This window comes from Clostridium sp. BJN0013 (genome assembly GCF_040939125.1).
GTDB lineage: Bacteria > Bacillota > Clostridia > Clostridiales > Clostridiaceae > Clostridium_B.
Genome location: NZ_CP162495.1, coordinates 2,565,937 through 2,589,445, shown reverse-complemented (window position 1 = coordinate 2,589,445; position 23,509 = coordinate 2,565,937). Strand labels below are relative to the sequence as shown.

19 protein-coding genes and 1 pseudogene are annotated in these 23,509 nt (G+C 30.7%); 16 read left to right on the top strand and 4 right to left on the bottom strand.

Annotated features, from left to right (window positions below; translation table 11 throughout):
- The first annotated feature begins 33 nt into the window (after positions 1-33).
- The 6 genes from AB3K27_RS13185 (at position 34) to AB3K27_RS13160 (ending at position 3,800) form a co-directional block, all read left to right on the top strand.
- Positions 34-591: a hypothetical protein gene (locus tag AB3K27_RS13185; protein ID WP_368487884.1), complete on the top strand. Its 558-nt coding sequence runs from the start codon at positions 34-36 to the stop codon at positions 589-591.
- Positions 592-668: 77 nt separating this feature from the next.
- Entirely contained in the window at positions 669-791 is a 123-nt protein-coding gene (locus AB3K27_RS13180) for a hypothetical protein (protein WP_368487883.1), read from the top strand.
- Positions 788-1,555 carry a flagellar basal-body rod protein FlgG gene (locus AB3K27_RS13175; protein ID WP_368487882.1) on the top strand — a complete coding sequence of 256 codons (768 nt, stop codon included), beginning with the start codon at positions 788-790 and terminating at the stop codon, positions 1,553-1,555. The genes AB3K27_RS13180 and AB3K27_RS13175 overlap by 4 nt, the downstream gene beginning before the upstream one ends.
- Positions 1,556-1,621: 66 nt before the next feature.
- On the top strand, positions 1,622-2,407 hold the full coding sequence (locus AB3K27_RS13170; protein ID WP_368487881.1) for a flagellar basal-body rod protein FlgG: 786 nt from the start codon (positions 1,622-1,624) through the stop codon (positions 2,405-2,407).
- 70 nt (positions 2,408-2,477) lie between these two features.
- Positions 2,478-2,909, top strand: coding sequence for a hypothetical protein (locus AB3K27_RS13165; RefSeq protein WP_368487880.1), 432 nt, complete (start codon positions 2,478-2,480; stop codon positions 2,907-2,909).
- A 219-nt stretch (positions 2,910-3,128) separates the two neighbouring features.
- Positions 3,129-3,800, top strand: a complete 672-nt coding sequence (locus AB3K27_RS13160) for a flagellar brake protein (protein WP_368487879.1) — start codon at positions 3,129-3,131, stop codon at positions 3,798-3,800.
- 58 nt (positions 3,801-3,858) lie between these two features.
- Here the strand turns inward: AB3K27_RS13160 and AB3K27_RS13155 are convergent, their stop codons facing one another.
- Together AB3K27_RS13155 and AB3K27_RS13150 are read right to left on the bottom strand one after the other, a co-directional pair.
- The gene (locus AB3K27_RS13155; RefSeq protein ID WP_368487878.1) at positions 3,859-5,493 is read right to left on the bottom strand and encodes a putative manganese-dependent inorganic diphosphatase; all 1,635 of its coding nucleotides are present in this window, start codon (positions 5,491-5,493) and stop codon (positions 3,859-3,861) included.
- Positions 5,494-5,581: 88 nt separating this feature from the next.
- A pseudogene (locus AB3K27_RS13150) lies at positions 5,582-6,351 on the bottom strand (IS5 family transposase).
- Between the two features lie 345 nt (positions 6,352-6,696).
- On the opposite strand from AB3K27_RS13150, the gene AB3K27_RS13145 reads away from it, so the two are divergent.
- Complete coding sequence (locus AB3K27_RS13145; RefSeq protein ID WP_368487877.1) at positions 6,697-9,237, top strand: calcium-translocating P-type ATPase, PMCA-type; 2,541 nt, start codon at positions 6,697-6,699, stop codon at positions 9,235-9,237.
- 36 nt (positions 9,238-9,273) lie between these two features.
- On the opposite strand, the gene AB3K27_RS13140 is transcribed toward AB3K27_RS13145, so the two are convergent.
- The gene (locus AB3K27_RS13140) at positions 9,274-9,678 is read right to left on the bottom strand and encodes a hypothetical protein (protein ID WP_368487876.1); all 405 of its coding nucleotides are present in this window, start codon (positions 9,676-9,678) and stop codon (positions 9,274-9,276) included.
- A 382-nt stretch (positions 9,679-10,060) separates the two neighbouring features.
- On the opposite strand from AB3K27_RS13140, the gene AB3K27_RS13135 reads away from it, so the two are divergent.
- Positions 10,061-12,373 carry an AAA family ATPase gene (locus AB3K27_RS13135; protein WP_368487875.1) on the top strand — a complete coding sequence of 771 codons (2,313 nt, stop codon included), beginning with the start codon at positions 10,061-10,063 and terminating at the stop codon, positions 12,371-12,373.
- A gap of 57 nt (positions 12,374-12,430) precedes the next feature.
- Here AB3K27_RS13135 and ychF read toward each other — a convergent pair whose 3' ends face one another.
- Positions 12,431-13,528, bottom strand: a complete 1,098-nt coding sequence (ychF, locus tag AB3K27_RS13130) for a redox-regulated ATPase YchF (RefSeq protein WP_368487874.1) — start codon at positions 13,526-13,528, stop codon at positions 12,431-12,433.
- A gap of 273 nt (positions 13,529-13,801) precedes the next feature.
- Here ychF and rsmH point away from each other — a divergent pair, with 273 nt between their 5' ends.
- From rsmH to AB3K27_RS13090, 8 genes are all read left to right on the top strand, one after another.
- Positions 13,802-14,731 (top strand): 16S rRNA (cytosine(1402)-N(4))-methyltransferase RsmH, encoded by a 930-nt coding sequence (gene rsmH / locus AB3K27_RS13125; RefSeq protein ID WP_368487873.1) that lies wholly within the window; start codon positions 13,802-13,804, stop codon positions 14,729-14,731.
- Positions 14,732-14,749: 18 nt separating this feature from the next.
- Positions 14,750-15,250 carry a hypothetical protein gene (locus AB3K27_RS13120; RefSeq protein ID WP_368487872.1) on the top strand — a complete coding sequence of 167 codons (501 nt, stop codon included), beginning with the start codon at positions 14,750-14,752 and terminating at the stop codon, positions 15,248-15,250.
- A 6-nt stretch (positions 15,251-15,256) separates the two neighbouring features.
- The gene (locus AB3K27_RS13115) at positions 15,257-17,104 is read left to right on the top strand and encodes a stage V sporulation protein D (protein ID WP_368487871.1); all 1,848 of its coding nucleotides are present in this window, start codon (positions 15,257-15,259) and stop codon (positions 17,102-17,104) included.
- Positions 17,105-17,299: 195 nt separating this feature from the next.
- Positions 17,300-18,757 carry a UDP-N-acetylmuramoyl-L-alanyl-D-glutamate--2,6-diaminopimelate ligase gene (locus tag AB3K27_RS13110; RefSeq protein WP_368487870.1) on the top strand — a complete coding sequence of 486 codons (1,458 nt, stop codon included), beginning with the start codon at positions 17,300-17,302 and terminating at the stop codon, positions 18,755-18,757.
- Positions 18,758-18,817: 60 nt separating this feature from the next.
- Positions 18,818-20,209 (top strand): UDP-N-acetylmuramoyl-tripeptide--D-alanyl-D-alanine ligase, encoded by a 1,392-nt coding sequence (gene murF / locus AB3K27_RS13105; protein ID WP_368487869.1) that lies wholly within the window; start codon positions 18,818-18,820, stop codon positions 20,207-20,209.
- A gap of 32 nt (positions 20,210-20,241) precedes the next feature.
- On the top strand, positions 20,242-21,195 hold the full coding sequence (mraY, locus tag AB3K27_RS13100) for a phospho-N-acetylmuramoyl-pentapeptide-transferase (protein ID WP_368487868.1): 954 nt from the start codon (positions 20,242-20,244) through the stop codon (positions 21,193-21,195).
- A gap of 79 nt (positions 21,196-21,274) precedes the next feature.
- Positions 21,275-22,387, top strand: a complete 1,113-nt coding sequence (spoVE, locus tag AB3K27_RS13095) for a stage V sporulation protein E (RefSeq protein WP_368491237.1) — start codon at positions 21,275-21,277, stop codon at positions 22,385-22,387.
- Between the two features lie 339 nt (positions 22,388-22,726).
- On the top strand, positions 22,727-23,497 hold the full coding sequence (locus AB3K27_RS13090; RefSeq protein ID WP_368487867.1) for a cell division protein FtsQ/DivIB: 771 nt from the start codon (positions 22,727-22,729) through the stop codon (positions 23,495-23,497).
- The last annotated feature ends 12 nt before the right edge of the window (positions 23,498-23,509 follow it).

Genomic DNA, 23,509 nt, shown 5'->3' with positions numbered 1-23,509 from the left:
TATAGTAATTGGGATTTTAAAAGAGGAGTTAATATGAGTGTAATTATACTGATTATAACGGGAATACTTCTTATAGTATTGAATTTAAATGCAGTGATTAAAGAGAAAAAATCTTTTCAACATCAGTTGGATATGAAGCAAAATAGCATGGAGGATTATAAAGTTGAAATTACTAAGATAAAAAAGGAATTTTCAGAAACAATATTTAAACTTCAGGAAGAAATAGAAAATTTAAGATATGAGAGAAAAAATCCAATTACTGAAGTAATGCTTTATAATGGCAGGGGCGAAAAAGTTACTGAAAATATTGATTTAAATAGTAATAAGACAGATAATAATTCAAAATATAATCCAGTTAACATTTTGGAAAATGAAAGCAAGGATGAACACAATGAAAATGTTATTGTAGAACAAACTGGAGAACATGAAGAGTTTATCAGTGGTAAGAATGAAGGAGAAAGTAGTAATAACATCAAGATACATAAAATAAGAGAATTGCTTAAAGAAGGTATGTCTATAGATGAAGTATCTGAAAAAACGGGTATTGATAAGGGGGAGGTTCTATTAATAAAAGAGTTATATACAGAATAAGATTAATTTTTGATTTTTTTAGTGATAGAAAGATATTAATAGGCATAGGTATAGGTATTCTAATAGCTACATTTGTTATGAGTGGTGTAAAAATTCAATACGAAATGAGTAAAAGTCAAATTGAGAATAAAGCCCGTTCTATGGGAATGAAATATCCAGATGAAATGAAAGTTATCAATAGTGGGGAGGGAAATAAATGATTAGAAGTTTTTATACAGCTGTGTCTGGTATGATAGTTCAAGAGGCAAAGCAGGATGTAATAACAAATAATTTAGCCAATGTAAATACTGTTGGATTTAAGCAGGATGATTTGAAAAGTACTATATTCAATGAAGTACTTATACAAAATTATGACAAAATAGTAAATGGAAAAAATGTAAGGAATGTAATAGGTTCTATGACCTTGGGAAGTAAGATAGATTCAGTAAATACAGGATTTACTCAAGGCACTATAGAATCTACTGACATATCTACAGACTTTGCCATTGAGGGAAGAGGATTTTTTACAGTTCGGAGAGAAGATGGAAATGAGTTTTATACCAGAGATGGACATTTTCATGTAAATACACAGGGAATACTGGTAGATGATTCTGGAAATACGGTTATAGGAAGAGATAATCAAACAGGAGCACTGGGTGCCATAAATGTGGGTAGTGGAGAGATAACTTCAGATGCCTATGGGAATATAAGTATAGATGGCAATGAAAGATATAAAATATATACAGTGGATTTTAATGACTATAATGCCTTAACTAAGGTTGGAGATAATTTATATACTGGAGAAAATGCAAGAGAAATAAATACAGTAGTGAGACAAAAATCACTGGAGAAGTCCAATGTAAACTTAGTAAATACAATGTCTGATTTAATAACCACTATGAGGGCTTTTGAGACGGATCAAAAGGTAGTTCAGTCGATAGATGGAACTTTGGATAAATTAATAAATGAAGCAGGGAAAGTATAGAGTATGTAAAAGTTTATAATAGATTAAAGGTAGAGATATTTTATTTATTTCAAGGAGGGGGTTTTTATGCTTAGAGCTATATGGAATAGTGCAAGTGCCATGAATGCCCAACAGGAAAAACTCAATAGCATATCTAATAACATGGCAAATGTAGAGACTGTTGGCTATAAAAAAGAGGTTGTGAATTTTCAGGATCTGGTATATGAAACTTTAGATAGAAATGGATATCCAGTTAATGATGAAGGGCAGAATACTATTAATGGTACTGGAGTTAGAACTACAAACTGGCTTAGAGATACTTCACAGGGCAGTCTTAAGGAAACAGGGTTAAAAGCAAATATGGCAATAGATGGAGAAGGATTTTTTAGAATAACCCTTCAAAACGGTACTCAAGGCTATGAGAGAGCAGGAGATTTTAATGTAGATTCAAATGGAGAATTGGTGGATCCAGATGGAAACAGGCTGGAGGTAAATCTTACAGAAGAAGGAACTAATTTGATGAGTTCAGGAGTTTTACTTAATAATGATAATTTTACAATAGATAAAAAGGGACAAATATATGTGAATATAGATGATAACAGTGTATTATATGGAAAGATAAATGTATATAATGCAGTAGGGCAGGATTCCATGGTATCCATTGGTGATAATCTATACTTGCCTGCAGAGAATGTTCAAATCACTGAAAATCAAGATGCAAATATACTTCAAGGGTATTTAGAACAATCCAATGTGGATTTGGGCAGGGAAATTACAGATATGATATTGGCTCAAAGAGCATTCTCCTTGGGAGCAAAAGGGCTTACCACTGCTGATGAGATGTGGGGACTTATAAATAATATGAAAAGATAATTTTATGTAAACATACGCACTACATAAACATATAATATATAGATGTAATATTTTCAGGAGGAGTTATATTATGTACAGATGGCCAGATATGGAGCCAGATGAATATATGGACGAAAATGATGATATGTATGATGACATGGAGGATGATTATCAGTACCCTATAGATATGCCTTATATGTATTATGAACCTGCTCTTTATAGAATGTATCCTGTTTTCTTAGGTAGTGTGAATTCAAATCCATATATGGGATATATGTGTCCAGCAAATTATATGCCACAAATGTCACCGCCAACATATCCCTATTATGAAGGATATTCCATACCTAATTATAGGCAGAATTTAAATGAAGAAGAAGATTTAGAAGAAGGTATTAAAGAGGATAAGTTAAGAGAAGAGGATGAAACAGATGATCTAGAGTACTTAGAAGAGGATATATTTCCATCTAATGAAAATTGTGATGTAAAGATGAGAACTGTAGATATGTCAGATATACGAGATTAATTATATAGAAGGCCTGAAAAAGTATATATTGCTTTCAGGCCTTTTATTCATTATTATATGTAATTTTTAATTATATTTTTATACTGTGTTTTTAATAGTAAATTAAAAAATAACAAATAAATGTATACAAACAGTTAAAGTACAGTGATATAATAATAAAGAGTTTATTAGAAAAATTTTTAATGTTCTTTTATAATTTTTGTAAGGAGAAGAGGTAAGATGAAATGCAAAGTTGAGTTTATAATTAACAATAGAATTGAAATAGATGATGGTGGCGAAATATATAAAAGTAATATTCAGGATGTATCAGAAGAACATATAGGTATAAGTGTGCCAGTATGTAACCATAAGTATATGTCTCTCCAGAAGGGAGATAGAGTGGAGGGAATATACTATGAGGGAAAAAACATATATAAATTTTATACGGTGGTTATTGGACGTAAAATAGAGAAAATACTTATAATAATGTTAAAAAAACCGGAAAAAGTAGAACTTTTTCAAAGAAGAAATTTTGTAAGGGTACCCTTAATTTTAGATATATTATGTGCATTAATTCCTGTAGAAAAAAGTTTAAATAATTTAAATGATCAAGTAGAGGTATTTAAAGCATGCTCTTTAGATATGAGTGGTGGAGGAATGAAATTTGCTGTAGATGTCAGTTTAAAAGATAAATTAAAGCTGGGAGATAAAATTATTATAACACTTCCTCTTGTAAATGATAGATTGGATGTAAAAGGAAAATTGGTTAGAATTTATGAGAATAAAGAAAATAAAAAATTAATATGTGGAGTATCTTTTGTAGAATTGGATAGAGTAAGTAGGGAAAAAATAATAAGAGGACTGTTTCAAATAATGAGAGAACATATAAGAAAAGGTGCAAAGCAGGATTAAAATATAATGCAGGTTATTATAACAACCTGCAAATTTTTTTTTATACATTTCTTTCTTTTTAGGAAGACATTGCTGCAGTGAGAGGTGGTATAACTTGTTTTTTCCTTGATAAAATTCCTGGTACATAAGCCCCATTATCTATTAGATTTACTCCAAAAGTTTTAGAAACAATGTCTTTTTGTGCACCTGCAGCTATGAGTTCAGAACCTTCTCTTAATATATCTGTTACCATAAGTATTATAAGTCCGAATTCTTCTTCGGAAGATTTTAATTCCATAAAATCTAATACATCCTGCCTCATGCACTTGAATTCTTCAGTATCCATAATTTGAACCTGACCGACTCCTACTTTGACATCAGAAATATTAAAAGTTTTAAAATCTTCATTTAATATTTCCTGTGGGGTCTTTCCTTTAAGAGAAGAAGAAGCTTTAAACATTTCTTTTGCGAAAGCTTCAGGATCTATGCTGGCTATAGCTGATAATCTTTTTAGCATCATCTTATCTAAGTCTGTAGAAGTGGGAGATTTAAATAGTAAAGTGTCTGAAATTATAGCAGCACAAAGAAGTCCTGCAATTTTTTGAGAAGGTCTTATTCCATTTTCAAAAAATCTTGAAGCTACTATAGTTCCCGTAGAGCCTACAGGTTCATTTCTAAAGTATATAGGAGAACCGGTTTTTACATCACCTATTTTATGGTGATCTAGTATTTCAAGAATTTCTGCATCCTCAAGTCCTTGAACGGACTGAGCTTTTTCATTGTGATCTACTAGTATTACTTTTTTCTTGTTTTGTGATATTAAATGGTATCTGGAAATATTTCCTACAACCCTGTTTTCAGAGTCTACCACAGGATAACTCCTGTATCTGGTTTTTAACATAACCTCTCTTACTTTATCTATGAAGTCATAAGTTTTAAAAGATAATATATCATCCTTTTTCATAACATACCCTACAGGAATACTTTGGGGAATCAATCTGGAAGTAGTAAAGGTATCAAAAGGAGTGACTATAATTGTACATTTCATTTCATCTGCTTTTTTTATTATATCTTCACCTACAGTATGGTTGCCTGTTATTATCATAAGGGAAGCTTTAGAATTTAGTATTTCATCCTGTGCATCCTGCCTATCACCGCATATTACTATATCCCCTTCTTCTATCATAGCAGTCATACTTTCGGGCTGCATAGCAGCAACTATAATCTTTCCATTAAATGTGGAGTTTTCATCAAAAGTATTTAAACATTTAGCTGAAAGGGTATCTAATATATTTTCAAGAGTGGTACCACTTTTTTCTATTATGTTGGCATTCCATATGTCCATATAATAAGAAGTTACATTTGATTGAGATGCAATACCTATTAGTCTATCCTCTTCATCTACAACAGGAAGAGTCTTTACACTGGTTTTACTTATCATGGACCAGGCGGTTTTTAAAGATGTCTGTGGGGATATAGGGTTTACACTATCAATATCCAAATCTGAAATTTGAGCTTTAACATTTGTCATTAACCTTTGAGGTTTAACATTGAAGTAATCCAGTACAAATTGAGTTTCTTTATTTATATCTCCTAATCTTATGGGGATTGCATTTAAACCTGTTTTATTTTTGAATTCTGCATAAGCTATGGAAGAGCATATAGAATCCGTATCTGGATTGTTATGTCCCGTTATGTATATAATGTCGTTCATGAATTTTTCCTCCTAATATAAACAAATAAATAAAATATTATCTGAATATGGTTTATTAGGGTGTGTCTGAAAACAATGCAACAATAAATTACTTAGATAAAATAAAAATAGCAGCAATATAAACAAAAGCAAGGAAAGAATCAGCAAGCTTGTCATAACGAGTTGCAATTCTTCTAAAATGTTTGATTTTGTTAAAGAAACATTCAACTAAATGACGTTCCTTGTACAGCCACCAGTCACAATTCCATGGTTCTCTTACATTTGATTTTGGTGGAATAGTATATGAGGATTTCTTTGAAGTAATATATTCTCTAATTTCATTTGTGCCATATGCCTTATCTGCCAGGATATTGCTGCCTTCTATATCAACGTTGGAAAGAACATCTACGGCCTGTGTACTGTCGTGTAGATTGCCAGATGATAATTGAAAATGGATTGGATTGCCAAGTCCATCAACAACTGCATGAATTTTTGTTGTATGTCCGCCGCGACTCAGTCCAATATGCTGTTTTGTTTCGCTGTTTACAGCCCCTTTTTAGCACCAGCACTGTGCTGGTGGGCTTTTATACATGTTGAATCAATGCTTAAATTTTCATAATCTGCATCTGAGGTTAACTCTTTAAAAATTGTTAATAAAGTACCATCGTTACGCCACTTACAAAAACGACTGTATACAGTTTTCCATGAACCGAAGCGTTCTGGTAAATCACGCCATGCTGCACCACTTCTTGCAATCCATAGTATGGCATTAAATATAAGTCGGTTGTCTTTTGGAGGTCGTCCTGTTTTTGCTATTGGAATTAAGTTTTTTATTTGATCCCATTGTTCATCTGATATTTCATAACGCTTCTGTGACATATTTGCACCCTCCGAGTTTTTTATCTTATTTTACCTAAAACTCGCTTCTTTCGCAATATTTAGTTTTCAGACACACCCTAATATATAAACAATAATATTATAGCAAAACTCCATCTAATTATCTACATATAATAATTATAGGCTACACTATTATGATATAAATACTTCTATTATATCTAATGTTAATCAAGTGTATCACAATGACTTGAATATAGAATAATTTTTAGATTTAGGTGAAGTTGGCTGTATGATAGCTTTCAGATAAATAAAAGATTATTCTGTCATAATATAAGATGAAAAGGGCATATATTAGTTGTATAAAATGAATGTCCTGGAGGGATAGAATTGGTAGATGAGAGAGAATTAGAAAATGGATTAACTCAAGGGGAAGCAGAGAGAAGACTTAAAAAGTATGGTGCCAATGTACTAGAAAATAAAAAAAGAATATCCTCAATAAAAATATTTTTTTCCCAATTTAATGATTTTATAACATGGATTCTTATAGTAGCTACTATAATATCTGGATTTATAGGAGAGAAAGCAGATGCAATAACCATACTTATTATTGTAATTATGAATGCCATATTAGGGTTTGTGCAGGAATTTAAAACAGAGAAGTCCTTAGAAGCATTAAAAGAATTGGCTTCTCCTACATCAAAAGTGATTAGAAATGGTAAATTAAAGGTTATAAATGCCAAGGAGTTGGTTATAGGAGACGTAGTATTGTTGGAAACAGGAGATAAAGTACCTGCAGATTGTATTTTAATATCTGAAGGGAATTTTATGGTAGATGAATCTATTTTGACAGGAGAATCCTTAGGGGTAGAAAAAAGTATTTCAGGTAAAAATAATTCTATATATATGGGTACTATAGTTGTTAAAGGAAAGGCTAAAGCCAAGGTGATAGCAACTGGTATGGATACAGAGATGGGAAAGATAGCAGGTATGCTTCAGAATATTGAAAAAGAGAGATCACCTCTTAAGGAAAAACTTTCCTCTTTAGGAAAAGTACTAGTTGTAATATGTATCGTCATATGTGTTATGGTGACTTTAACTGGTATGTGGAGAGGGCAGGATAAATATGAGATGTTTTTAGTAGGAGTGAGTTTAGCTGTAGCAGCTATTCCAGAAGGTCTTACAGCTATAGTCACAGTGGCACTTGCCCTTGGAGTATCCAGGATGTTAAAAAGAAATGCTCTAGTGAGAAAATTGCCTGCAGTAGAGACATTAGGATGTACTTCTATAATTTGTAGTGACAAGACAGGAACTCTTACTGAAAATAAAATGACTGTTAAAGCTTTATATTTTAATGGAAAAGTACACAAGTCAGAAAAAAGTAGTTTGCCGGAAAATATTCTTATGAAAAAAGCTTTTACATATTGTAATGACTCTAATTTTGATCCTAAGAAAAAAAATATTTCAGAGGCACTTATGGGAGATCCTACGGAAACGGCTCTTATAAAAGCTTTTTTTAAAGAAGGTAAATCTTTAAAGGATTTTCTAGATAAGGCTAAAAGGATTTATGACATACCTTTTGATTCAGATAGAAAAATGATGTCTGTTATAGTGAAGGAAGGTTTAAAGAAGGTATGTTATGTAAAAGGAGCACCAGAGAGGGTAATAAATAAATGCAAATATATACTAGATAAGGGACAAATAAAACTCTTTACATCCATTGAAAAAAATAGGGCTTTAAAGTCAGTAGAAAATATGTCCTTTGATGCACTTAGATGTATAGCATGTGCCTATAAGGATAAAGAAGTTTATGCCAATAGATCTCTTGAAAATAATTTAATCTTTATAGGAGTGGCTGGAATTATAGATCCTCCTAGAAGTGAAGCAAAAGATGCTGTATTAAAATGTAAACTGGCAGGTATAAGACCAGTTATGATAACAGGAGATCATAAAAATACAGCTTTTGCCATAGGAAAAGAATTGAACATATGCAAAAGTCAATCGGAAGTTATAACAGGAGAAGAATTAGACAAGCTAAGCGATAAACAGCTTTCAGGTAAAGTAAATGATATATCTATATTTGCCAGAGTTAACCCAGGTCATAAATTGAGAATAGTTAAAGCTTTTAAATCTAAAAACAATATTGTTGCCATGACAGGGGACGGGGTAAATGATGCTCCAGCTGTGAAAGAGGCGGATATAGGAATTTGCATGGGTATTTCAGGAACAGATGTAACTAAAGAGGCATCTTCTATGATACTGCTGGATGATAACTTTACAACTATAGTATCTGCTGTGGAAGAGGGTAGGGTAATTTATAATAATATAAGAAAGTTTATAAGATATCTACTGTCCTGTAATCTAGGGGAAGTTTTAACTATGTTTTTAACTTCTTTGTTTTATTTAGATACTCCGCTGCTGCCTATACAAATATTAATGGTAAATTTAGCTACAGACGGGCTTCCTGCTATAGCTCTTGGCGTAGATCCACCACAGGGAGATATAATGAGAGATAAACCAAGAGCTAAAGATGAAAGCATATTTGCCAGAGGACTTAGTGAAAAGATAATTGTAAGAGGAGCATTAATTGGAGTTTGTACGGTACTTGCATTTGTAATAGGGCTTTATTTAGGATTTGGACTTAAAACTTCAAGAACTATAGCTCTTTGTACTCTTATAATATCACAGCTTATACATGTATTTGAATGCAGATCAGAAAATCACTCTTTATTTGAAATAAGTCTATTTACTAATATTTATCTTTTAGGTGCAGTAGCTACATCTATTTTTATGCTCTTATGTATACTCTATATGCCATTTCTTCAGGGAGTATTTCATACATCCCCATTAGGTATTGCACAGTGGCTTATAGTTCTATTCTTTTCTGGTATAATTGCATTTATTAATGGCATATATTTATATTTTAAATAACAAATGCAGGAATTGTTTTTTCAATTCCTGCATTTGTTATTTAAATCTCTTTATTTTTTGTACTTTAGGCATTTTACCTTCTATAGGTATTAAATCTTTCTTAGAAGTTATATTTCGTATGTTTATAAGGTCTAAACTTTCTCTATTTGCTTTTCCTTTTTTTCCTTTAAGACCTTGAACTAAGACTAAATTCCCCTGATTTATAGGTATAAATTCTGGTTTTTTAAACCATTTCTTTCTGATATAAGAACACTTTACTATATTTTTACTTCTCTCAGGTCTTACTAAAAGAGTTACTGTTAGTTTATTAAATATCCATAATATAGTTTTTCTGGCTATCTTAACAGACACTACGGTACCTTGTATCTGAGTTAATCTATCCCCATATTTTTTTAAATAGGATTTTGTATAGTATTGTGCAATCTTTTCTTTAAAACTCATATAATATTAACCCCTTTATTACTTTATTTTTATCCTAAGGGTACCCCTTTCTGCTTAATGCCCCAGTTTCTTCAAAGTGGGGAATAGGTATTGGTGTACCATTGGATAAGTTCTTCTAAGATTTAGATGGAAAAGGTATCTCTCTTATGGAAAAATCCAGTTCAATCTAAGAATAACTTGATATTAAGGCTGAATATTCAACAGAAATAACAGACAAAATTTTATTATATTATACCATAGTTATGTATATTTTTGAAATATAACTGTTTATTCTTAATTATAGTTTCCACATAAGTTTTATATATACTTATTTTTCATTTTCGTTCCTAAATAAGTTTTTAAGAATATTATTATATTAAGTAGCTAAAAAGGGGGAAGAGATATGGATAGGGAGTTGTCTAAAGAAAAAATTATATATAATTTTAGATTATATGATACTGATTTTGTTCATAAGAATAAAGATGATATAAACAAAACATTTAGGTTTATACCTGAATATAAAGAAGTATATGAAAAGATTGACATGGCATTAAAAATAAATAAAGAAGGATACAATATATATCTTGTAGATGATTTTTCCAGAGATAAACTTGAGAATATTATGGAGTTTATAAAAAGTACTATAGAAAATAAAAGTCCTTTGCAAGATATATGTTATGTGGTAGTAAAAGATATAAAAAAGCCCAAAGTATTATTTTTAACTGCAGGTAAAGGAAAAAAATTAAAACTTATGTTAAAAAAGGTGCAAAAAAAGTATTTTGAATGTACCTATGAATTTTATAATGGTTCTTCTTATTCAGAAAAAGAAGTCTTGGTAGAGGAACTCCAGAAAAAAAGAAGCAGATTAATAAATAAAATTTTGGAAATATCTCAAAAGGAAGGATTCACCTTAAAGGTCAGTGAAAATGGTTTTAATTTTATTCCTTTGAAACAAAATGGGGAAATGATGAACGAAAGTGAATATGAAATGTTAGGAATGAAAGAAAAAGAAAATATAATAAATAAGGTAAATATACTAAAAACTAGTTCAGAAGAAGTACTGGAAGAATTAAAGAATATAGAACTTGGTCAAATTGAAAAAATTAAATTTATTATAAATAGCTATTATGAAAAAGAAACAGAAGAGATAAAAAAAGAGTGTTTAAAATTATTTAAAGAAGATAATGAAGCTTTAGAATTTCTAGGTCAGGTATGCAATAATATAGAAAATGAAATAAAGGATATATATTCTATAAGCTATGAAGATGATAAGGATAATATATCAAAGATAATTTATAAATATTCGGTAAATGTACTGGTGGATAATAGCGAAAATGAGGAACCACCTATAATTTTTGAAGAGGATCCAAATTTAAATAATTTACTTGGAAGTGTGGAATATGAAAATATAAATGGAACCTATACTACAGGGGTAAATCTTATAAGGCCAGGGTCTCTTTTAAAGGCAAACGGAGGCTGCTTAATACTCAGGGTAAGCAGCCTTTTAAACAATAAATCAGCTTATTACTATTTAGAAAAATCTATTATAAGCGGTAAAATTGATCTAAACTATGATAGGGGATATTTGGAATTATTATCTTTAGGTGGATTAAAACCAGAACCTATAAAATTTAGTGAAAAAATAATACTCATAGGAGATTATAATACCTATGATTTATTATATAGTTACGATGAAGATTTCAAAAAGATATTTAAAATCAGGGTAGAATATAATGCCCTTTTAAATATTAATAAAGAAACAAAAATATCTTTTTTAGGAAGATTGTTTTCCATATGCAGAAATAATAAACTTCATGATGTGGATGAGGAGGGTATAAAAGAGCTGGCAAAATTTTTGTCAAGAAAAGCTGAAAATAGAGATAAATTGTTTATGGATGATTATGAATTGGAAAGAATTCTAATGATTTCAGATAATAGGGTGATAAAAGAAGGAAGAAAAATTATAACTGGAACAGATATTATAAATACGGCCTATGAGGAAGAATTAATAGAAAAGCGAGTTATAGATATGTATAGAGGAGGACAGATATTTATAAATGTAACTGGGAAAGTGATAGGACAGATAAATGGTTTGTCTATTATTAACACAGGATATTTTAGCTTTGGTAAACCTATAAAAATAACGTGTACTTGTTTAAAAGGTAATGGAGATATTATAGATGTACAAAAGGAAAGTGATTTAAGTGGTAAAATTCACAATAAAGCTATAAATATTCTTAAAGGCTATATAAAAAGATTAACTGGAGGTTATGATAAAATTTCTGTGGATTTTTATTTGAGCTTCGAACAAGTATATGGACAAATAGATGGAGATAGTGCTTCTGTAGCTGAAATAATAAGTATGATATCTTCACTTACTAAAATAGGAATAAAACAAAATATAGCAGTAACAGGATCCATAAATCAGTTTGGAGAAATTCAACCTATAGGAGGAGTAAATGAAAAAATAGAAGGTTTTTTTAAAGTATGCAAAATATTAGAAAGTACTAAGGGGAAGGGAGTGCTTATTCCAAACTCCAACATTAAAAGTCTGGCCTTGAAAAATCATGTGGAAAAAGAAATAGAAAAAGGTAATTTTCATATTTATTGTATGTCTAATTTGAAGGATGCAGTGGAAATCCTTATGGAAAGAGATTATAATACTGTAATTCATACAGCCAAAAGAGAACTTAAAAAATATTCTTCAAATAGATAAAATATATATTTACAATATAATTGACAATGTACTGATATTCATTGTCAATTATAGGTTTTAAACATTAAATCTAAAATGGACTACATCTCCATCTTTCATTATATAGTCTTTGCCTTCAAGTCTATAATAGCCCTTTTCTTTTGCAGCTGACTCTGAGCCGCATTCTATAAGTTTGTCATAGGATATAATTTCTGCCCTTATAAATCCCTTTTGTATATCAGTGTGTATTTTGCCTGCAGCTTCAGGAGCTTTTGTTCCCTGTTTTATTGTCCAAGCTCTTACTTCTGGAGTTCCAGCAGTTAAAAAACTCATAAGCCCCAGTAGTTTATAACTGGCATTTATTAATTTATCAAGTCCTGCTTCACATAGTCCGTATTCCTTTAACATCTCCAGTTTTTCGTCCTCTTCTAAAGAAGAAAGTTCTTCTTCTATTTTAGCGGAGATAACTACTACCTGAGAACCCTCTTTTTCAGCATATCTTTTAACTTTTTTAACAAATTCATTCTCTAAATTTCCAGAAATTAAATCATCCTCAGATATATTAGCTACATAAAGTACTGGCTTAGTTGTTAGTAAAAAGAAATCTTTAACAAGCTCATTTTCCTCTTTAGTTAACTCTAAAGTTCTTACGGGCATACCTTTCTCTAAATGATGCTTTACTTTTAACATAGTATCCTGTTGAAATTTTGCATCTTTATTTCCGCTTTTGGCCAGTTTATGTACCTTTTCTATTCTTCTATCCATTACTTCCATATCTGAAAAGATAAGTTCTAAATTTATAGTCTCAATATCCCTTATAGGATCTATACTTCCATCTACATGTACTATATTTTCATCTTCAAAACATCTTACTACATGAACTATGGATTCTACTTCTCTTATATGGGATAAAAATTTATTTCCAAGACCTTCTCCCTTGCTGGCGCCTTTAACTAAACCAGCTATGTCATAGAATTCAATGGCAGTATGTATCTTTTTTTTGGAACTATACATTTTTTCCAGTACATCCAATCTTTTATCTGGAACGCTAACTACTCCCACATTAGGTTCTATAGTACAAAAAGGATAGTTGGCAGATTCTGCCCCTGCCTTTGTTATGGCATTAAATAAAGTGCTTTTTCCTACATTTGGTAAACCTACAATTCCAAGTTTCATCTGTGTACATTCCCTTCTCAATTAGTATAAACTAGTATAAAATTCATTTAAAATTATACTCTACAAATAATATTATTTCAAATAATATTATTTCAATAATAAAGCACTTTAATAGATTTTAAAAAAATATTAAAATAATAATAAAAAAAGAGGAATTTACATATTAATATAGAATACTTATTTTTAGTGATTTACATATGAAATGGAATGAAATAAATATAACATTAGCAGAGATAATTTAACATGGAAATAGCAAATTGGAGGATACTTTTTATGGAATTTAAACATATACCTGTGTTATTGAAAGAAACTATAGATAGTCTAAATATTAAACAAAATGGAATCTATGTGGATTGTACTTTAGGTGGAGGAGGCCATTCTTACGAAATATTAAAAAGACTATCTGATAAAGGAAGATTAATAGGAATTGATCAAGATATCTCTGCAATTAAGCGGGCTGGCGAAAGATTAAAAAAATTTAAAAATATTATCTGTGTCCATAATAATTTTTATAATATACAACAAATTTTAAAAGGATTAGAAATAGATAAAGTAGATGGGATAATTATGGATTTGGGAGTTTCTTCTTATCAATTAGATCAATCAGAACGAGGATTTAGTTATATGAAGGATGCTCCTTTAGATATGAGAATGAATATAGATAGTTCCTTATCTGCTTATGAGGTGGTAAATGAGTATAGCCAGGAGCAACTTTGTAGAATTATAAGAGATTATGGGGAAGAAAATTTTTCTAAAAGAATAGCAAAGTTTATAGTAGAGACAAGAGAGAAAGCTCCAATAATTACTACTTTACAGTTGGTAGATATAATAAAAAAGGCCATACCTTTAAAATTCCAAAAAGAAGGTCATCCGGCGAAGAGAACCTTTCAGGCTATACGTATAGAGGTAAATGGAGAACTTAAAATACTGGATAAGGCAGTGGAGGATAGCATAGCAAATTTAAAGACAGGAGGAAGGATAGTCATTATAACCTTTCATTCTTTAGAAGATAGAATAATAAAATCCAAATTTAAAATGCTTGAGAATCCTTGTACTTGTCCTGCAGACTTTCCTATTTGTGTATGTGGCAAAAAACCTATTGTAAAGATTGTAAATAAAAAACCAATAGTTCCCAAAGAAGAAGAAAAGCTTACAAATCCAAGAAGCAAAAGTTCTAAATTGAGAGTAGCAGAGAGAATTTAGTTCTAAAGTTTAGGTGAGGTGAATAAAGTGATATTAATGAATGAAGAGGATATGGTAAATGGTAATACCGTGTTACAGCCGGAGTACAAGCCTTATATAGAAACTGAAGAAAAAAAATATGGGAATAAAAATATAGGGAAAGATAAAAAAAGGCGTGTAAAGGTAAAGAAGAAGCTTAAAATTATAAGAAATATAGGATTAGCTTTTATAGTAGGTATTGTTTTAGTATATAGATATTCTGTGATATATAATATGCAGACTGAATTAAATTCTGTGGAAAGCAGTATAAATGAAATTGATAGAGAAAATGAAAATTTAAAAGTAGACCTGGTAAAATATAATAATTTACAGTATATAGAGAACAATGCTGTAAATAAACTTCATATGATAGTTCCAGATAGAGCAAATGCTGTTTATGTAAATCTGGATAAAAAAACTGTAAAAACACAAGAAGATGTAGATGAAATAAAAACACAAAAAGGAATTTTAAATAAGTTGAAGCAATTAATATGGAGGTAAGTAATTTTGTCTAAAATGGAATATAGAGATAGGGTAATTATCAGAAAGAGAATGATAATTGTTTTTAGCTTCCTGTTTATGGCATTTTTCTTGTTGATAATTAGAATGTGCTATGTAATGATATATAACTCACCTAAACTTAAATCTATGGCAATAGCTCAATGGACAAGTGATGTAAAAATTGATGCCAAAAGGGGAAGAATTTTAGATAGAAATGGAAATGAACTGGCAGTTAGCGCAAACGTTTATAGGATAGATTTAGATATGAATACTTTAAGAAGCACTATGGAGGAGAAGAACATATCAGAGGATAAGGTGGCTGGTGATCTTGCCAATGCCCTTTCTATGGAAAAAAGTCAGGTATCTAAGATACTAAATAAGACTCTTCCAGGAGGGCTTCCCATTGCTTCTGCGACTTTAAAAAGAAGGGTTGAAAAAGATGCAGCAGATAAAGTTTCAAGTCTAAATTTAAATGGAGTTTTAATATCAGCAGATACTAAAAGATATTACCCAAATGGTAATTTTCTGGCTCAGGTATTAGGACATACTAATTCAGATGGAATTGGTCTTACTGGAGTAGAACTTTATTATAATAAGGAATTGGCAGGAACTCCTGGCAGAAGAGTGGCAGAATTAGATAGAAAAAGTGAAGAGCTTCCATACACTATATCGGAATTTACAAAACCTGTAGATGGAAAGGATATAGTGCTTACTATAGATGAAATGATTCAACATTTTGCAGAAAAAACTGCACAGCAAGCATTAAATGATTATAAGGCCAATGCAGTTTCTATAATAGTTATGGATCCTAAAACTGGAGAAATACTTGCTATGGCCAATAAGCCAGATTATGATCCAAATAATCCTTGGGTAGAAAATAAATCATATGATGAATTGCAAAAGATATGGAGAAATAGAGCGGTAAGTGATACCTTTGAACCAGGATCCATATTTAAAGTGGTAACTGCACAGACTGCCCTGGAGACAAATTCTGTGGGAGAAAATGATAGTTTTTCCTGTGACGGGAGTATAACCATAGGCAACAGAACTATACACTGTTGGCAGACTTCTGGTCATGGAGTACAGACTTTTTCAGATATACTTAAGAATTCCTGTAATGTTGGATTTGCCGAATTAGGAAAGAAAATAGGAAAAGAAAAATTAAATTATTATATACAAAAATTTGGTTTTGGACAGAAAACGGGAATAGATTTGCCAGGAGAAGCTAAGGGAATAATAAAAAAGACAGAGAATATAAGCGATATAGATTTAGCTACTATTTCCTTTGGACAGGCAAATACCGTGTCTGCAGTTCAGTATTTAAGAGCTTTTAATGCAGTGGCAAATGGAGGTACTTTAATTACTCCTCATGTTATGAAGGAAATACAGTATTATGATGAAAGTAAAGGAAAAGAAGTTGTTGATAAAGAATATGATGTTAAAAATAATAGTACCAAAATATTAGATGAGAATAAGACTGCACAGCTTAGGGGGTATTTGGAAAGGGTAGTTTCAGAAGGTGGAGGTAAAAATGCTTTTATAGAAGGATATCACATAGCCGGAAAGACCGGAACAGCACAAAAAGCTGGAGTTGGAGGATATCAGGCAGGAAAATATGTAGCATCTTTTGCAGGAATGGCTCCTTCAAGTGATCCAAGGATAACAGTGTTAGTATCCATAGATGAGCCAGATCCCTATAATTATTATGCGGCTCAAACAGCTGCCCCTACGGCAAAACAGCTTTTTGCAGATATATTTAATTATCTTGCCATAAAAGGAGACTCAACCCCTGAAAGCAATGGTACAGCACAAAGTAATAGTACGGGAATTATTAGTACAGAGAAGGGCGATTAAAGTTATTGTTTACAGTAAGCTTTAAGAAAATTATAATAAAATAATGGAAGGGTTAATAGAAGATTAGTTTAAGGCATGCAATACCGTTACATATACATAAGTGTTGCATGCCAATGCTATGTGTAAATTTTATTTCGAAGGCTACCAACTAAATCTAATAATTACTTCTATATTATATAATCGGGAGATGATATTTTGAATCTAAAAGATATATTAAGTGGAATAGATTATAAAATTGTTAAAGGAAAAGATAATTTAGATATAGGAGAAATTCAATATGATTCAAGAAAAGTTAAAACTGGAGATGTATTTGTTTGTATTGCTGGGTATGTTACCGATGGACACAAATATATAGAAAGTGCCTATAAAAATGGAGCAGAGGTAATTGTATTAAATGAGGAAATTGATTCTATTCCTGATTGTACTGTAATAAAGGTGGAAGATACTAGAAAGGTATTGGCTCTCATGTCAGCAAATTACTATAATAATCCTGCTGAAAATATGAAAATAATAGGTGTAACTGGTACAAATGGTAAAACTACTTCTACATTTATGATAAAATCCATATTGGAAACTGCAGGCTATAAAGTGGGAGTGGTAGGTACTATATCAAATTATGTAGGAAATAAAAAGATGCCTTCCCATAGAACTACACCGGAATCTTTAGAACTTCAAAAATTATTTAAGGAAATGATGGATTCAGGTGTAGATTATTGTGTTATGGAAACATCTTCTCACTCCTTATATTTGGATAGAGTGTATGGAGTAAAATTTTCACAGGCTCTATTTACGAATTTAACTAGGGATCATTTGGATTTCCATAAAACCTTTGAAGAATATTATAAAGCTAAAATTATTTTGTTTAAAAATACAGTTAATTCTGTAATAAATATAGATGATAAGTATGGAGAAAGGGTATATGAAGATGCGCAGGGCGGAAAATTGACTTATGCCATAGATAAAAATGCAGATTTAATGGCAGATAATTTAAAAATTCATTCCAGGGGAGTAGATTTTAATATATCATATAGAGGGAATACAAGGCATATAAATTTAAATATACCAGGAAAGTATAATGTAATGAATGCTCTAGGAAGTGCAGGAGTTTGTCTGGCTGAAGGAGTAGATTTAAATACTGTAAAAAGAGGATTAGAAGAAATGCCTTCTGTTCCAGGTAGATGTGAAATAGTTACTAAATCCTATAATTTGGGATATGAGGTTGTAGTAGATTTTGCTCACACTCCGGATGGACTTGAAAATATATTAAAATCTGCCAGAGAATTTACCACAGGAAAACTTATTTCTGTATTTGGATGTGGTGGAGATAGAGATAGCACTAAAAGGCCTATAATGGGAAAGATAGCTACAGAACTTTCTGATTTTACAGTAGTGACCTCAGATAATCCTAGAGGAGAAGAGCCCATGACCATAATAAAAGATATACTGGCAGGCATTAAAAAAAGCAATTATATTGTGATTGAAAATAGGAGAGAGGCCATAAAAAAGGCCATGGAAATGGCTGAAACCGGAGATGTAGTAGTTATAGCAGGAAAAGGACATGAGAATTATCAGGTTTTAAAGGATAAAACTATACATTTTGATGAAAGAGAAATAGTAGCAGAAATTATAAATGAATTCACAGTTAACAATTAACAATTCACGATTCACAATTGTGAATTGTGAACTGTTAATTAAAAAAAGGGGTGTCTGATCTTGGAGCATATGAGTTTTGATGATATGGTGGAAGCCATATCAGGCAAGATAATATTAAAAGGAAAATATACTGGTTATAAAAATATAAGTACAGATAGTAGAAAATTACAAAGTGGAGATATATTCATTGCCTTAAAAGGAGAAAAATTTAATGGGAATGAATATGTAGAGAGTGCAAGTAAAAAAGGAGCATCTCTTTGTATTATAGATGAAGTTAAGTTTCAAAGGAAGGAAATAAATCAATTTACTACTATAATTCAAGTGGAAAATGGAAATATAGCATTACTTCAACTTGCAGAACTTTATAGAAGTAAGCTCAATGTAAAGATAATAGCTGTTACAGGCTCTGTGGGGAAAACCACCACTAAGGACATAATTGCAGCTGTACTTGGTGCTAGATTTAAGGTATTTAAAACAGAAGGAAATTTTAATAATCAGATAGGATTGCCTCATATGTTATTTAAATTAGATAACAGCTATGAGGTGGCAGTACTTGAAATGGGAATGAACCAGAGAGGTGAAATACATAACATGGTTAAGGCTGCACGACCTGATATAGCAGTAATAACTAATATTTTAAGAGCACATATAGGAAATTTGGGAAGTAGAAAGAATATATTAAATGCAAAACTTGAAATAACAGATTTCTTTTCAAAGGATAATGCTTTAATCATAAACTCAGACAATGATTTGTTAAGTACTCTGGAGGAAAAAAATTTTACTTTAAATAGGGTAGGACTAGGAGAAAAAACAAATATTTCAGCTTATGACATAGTAGTGAAGGAGGACTGTATTGAATTTAAGGTATGTGAAAACAATTTTAAAACCAAAGAAAAATTTTTAATAAATATGCCAGGAAAATATAATATAATAAATTCTCTTTTAGCTATTTCTTGTGGAAGACTTTTAAATATGAGCTATGATGAAATAAGAGAAGGATTTGAAAATATAAAACTCACTTCTATGAGAATGGAAATACTTAGAGGAAAAAATTTTACCATAATAAATGATTGTTATAATGCAAATCCAGAATCTATGAAAGCGGCTATTGATGTTTTGAAGGAATTTAAATCAAGTAGAAAAATAGCTATACTTGGTACTATGGGAGAATTAGGAGAAGAAGCCTATAAGATGCACCAAGAAGTCGGAATGTACGCAGGAGAAAAGGGCATAGACCTTTTAATAGCCCTCGGAGAGTATGAAAAGGATTTTGAAAGGGGGTTTAAATTAACTAATAAAAAAGGAAAATTTATGGGTTTTGATAAATATGAAGATTTAATAAACTCTATTTTAAAATATATTAAAACAGGGGATACCATACTTGTAAAGGCTTCTAGATTTATGAAATTGGAAATTATAACAGAAACACTAAAGAAAAGCAGCAGTTATTAGGAGGTGAAGACCCTTTTTATTTAGGGCATTATATGTATAAACTTATCTATTCTGTATTAATAGCATTTTTTATAGCTATGTTAGAAGGACCTATTTTAATTCCACTTTTACATAAGTTTAAATTTGGACAGAGTATAAGGGAAGATGGTCCAAAAACTCATCTTAAAAAAGCAGGTACTCCAACTATGGGGGGAATAATATTTATATTGGCAACTTTTATAACCATGGCAATAATAGTAAAGGAACCTTCTGATGAGGCTATGATAGCGTTATACGCTTTTATAGGCTTTGGAATAATTGGAGCTATTGATGATACTTTAAAAATAGTAAGAAAAAAAAATTTAGGACTCAGAGCTTATCAAAAAATGATATTATTGTTAGTTATATCTGGAATATTTGCTTATTATTCTGCCAATAATCCATATATAGGGACTTCTATAATAATTCCATTTAAAAAGGATACCTGGGATTTGGGTGCATTTTATATTCCTTTTATAATAGTATATTTTGCATCTACTACAAATGCAGTAAATTTAACAGATGGACTTGATGGATTGGCCACATCCGTTACGCTGCTTGTAATGACCTTTTTAGCATTGATAAGTTTTGCAATGGGGCATATTACTTTAGCTATCTTCTGTGCAATTTTAGCCGGTGCACTTTTGGGATTTTTAAAGTATAATGCTTTTCCAGCTCAAATCTTTATGGGAGATACGGGTTCACTAGCACTTGGAGGTGCCATAGGTGCAGTAGCTATGATATTAAAGCTTCCATTATTGGTTATAATAATTGGAGGAATATATGTAGTGGAAGCATTATCTGTTATACTTCAGGTATTTTCTTTTAAAATTACAGGGAAAAGAATATTTAAAATGGCTCCTATACATCATCATTTTGAACTTTCGGGCTGGCACGAAACTAAGGTAGTTTCTGTATTTTGTATAGTTACAGTAATACTATGTCTTGTAGGATTCTTGTCCTTATAAATTTTTGATAAAATATATAAGAGTTTTACATATTTTTGTAGGCCTTGTAAAGTAATAATCTAGGAGGATTTTTATGAAAATTGATAAATCAAATACTAAAATGGGTTCTATAGACTTTCCATTATTTACAACTATAATGTTGCTAACAGCCATTGGAGTAGTAATGGTTTATAGTGCAAGTTCTTACAAGGCATTCTTTGACAAAAGCACACAGGACAGCATGTATTTTTTAAAGAGACAGGGTTTATGGGCGCTAATAGGGACATTTTTTATGTTTTGTACGATTAAGCTAAATTATAAAAAAATAAAAAAATATACAAAAGTACTTATGATAATATGTGTGGCATTTTTGCTTATGGTATTTGCTTTTGAATCTACCAAAGGTGCTCAAAGGTGGATAAGAATAGGTTCTATTGGATTTCAACCTTCAGAATTAGCAAAATATATTATAGTGTTATATATGGCCAAAAGTATAGAAGTTAAAGGTGGAAGAAAAATAGAGACTTTGCTCTATGGAGTAGTTCCCTATCTTTTAGTATCAGGATTTTATGCAGGACTTGTATTTGCAGAAAAAAACCTCAGTATAGCAGCTGTAATAATGATAGTTACCCTTATAATTTTATATGTTTCAGGGGCTAAAATTACACACATGCTTGGAGTTGTGGGACTGGTAGGACTTGGAGGAATAGCTGGTATAATATTTGAACCTTATAGAATGGCTAGATTTACAAGTTTTTTAAATCCCTGGTCAGATCCTAAAGGAAGTGGATATCAGTTAATACAATCTCTTTTAGCTCTAGGTTCTGGAGGAATATGGGGTATGGGCCTCGGAAAATCAAGACAGAAGTGTTATTACATACCGGAACCTCATAATGACTTTATATTTTCTATAATTGGAGAGGAACTTGGGCTCATAGGATGTACAATTGTGGTAGCTTTATTTGTGGTACTTGTATGGAGAGGTATTGTAATTGCAATAAAGGCTAAGGATACTTATGGTACCTTGTTGGCTACTGGAATAACTTCAGTTATTGCAGTGCAGGCTATAATAAATATAGCAGTTGTAACAGGGGCCATGCCAGTAACAGGAGTACCACTGCCTTTTATAAGTTATGGTGGTTCATCACTTGTAATAAATATGGTAGCAATGGGAATACTTCTGAATATATCGAGGCAAAGTAGATATGGTTAGGAATATAGCATTACAAAATTTGTAATGCTATAATTATCAATATACTGCATTTATCCGAAGGCAGCAATTACCTGATAGTCTCATCTTATTCAAAATGGGATATAATCATTGCTACGTGCCTTTATGAGTTCTTCTAAAATTTAGCTGAAAAGCATTATTTATAACAAACTCCACCTGAATTTAAGAATTACTTGATGTTAATAATTAATATTTTTGTAATAAAAAATATATAAAAATTTAATTGATGTTTTTAATGAAATTAATTTTATTAAGTGTTAATATGTATATGTATTTTAAGTTTATTATTTTATTTGTGATATCAAAGTGAGTTGATATAATATGGGCAAGCTTTTTAAAAAAACAGATAATCAATTGATTTTAAAAAGAAGGAGAAAAAGAAGGATAAAAAAAGTATGTATGGGTATGATTTTTCTCATGGCAGTATTTTTTATACTCTGTTTAAAATTACCTTACTTTGACATACACCATATTAAAGTATATGGTAATAAAAGTATTTCAAGTAGCGAAATTATTCGTAATTCAAAAATATATACAGGAGATAATATATTTTATATTAATCTAAAAGGTGTAAGGGACAATATATTAGCTAATCCCTATATACAGGAAGTTACAATAACTAGAGCTTTTCCTGATATCATAAATATAAATGTTAAGGAAAGATCGTCCATATTTTATTGTGAGAATGACAAAACATATTTTGTTATAGATAAAACAGGTATTTTACTTGAGGAAAGAAGTAACATAAGTAATATGCAGTTGGTGAAATTAGAAGGTATAAATTATACTAATGAAGATATAGGTAAAACTGTAAAGAATAAGGATGTTAAGAAAATTAAAGCCATAACTGCTTTAGGAAATATGGTTGAGAACAATGACTTATCTTTTAAAGTAACTAATTTAAATGTAAGTGATCCCATGGATATTAAGGTCTATTTTAATAGTGTATGTGTAAAATTAGGAACTGTGGATGATATAGATAAAAAAATAAATAGGGCGGTAAATGTATTATTAGATGCAAATTTAGTTAGTGCTAGAGGATACATAGATGTAAGATTTGATACCAATCCTGTATTTTTTACTGAAAATTAGGAGGAAAAAAAT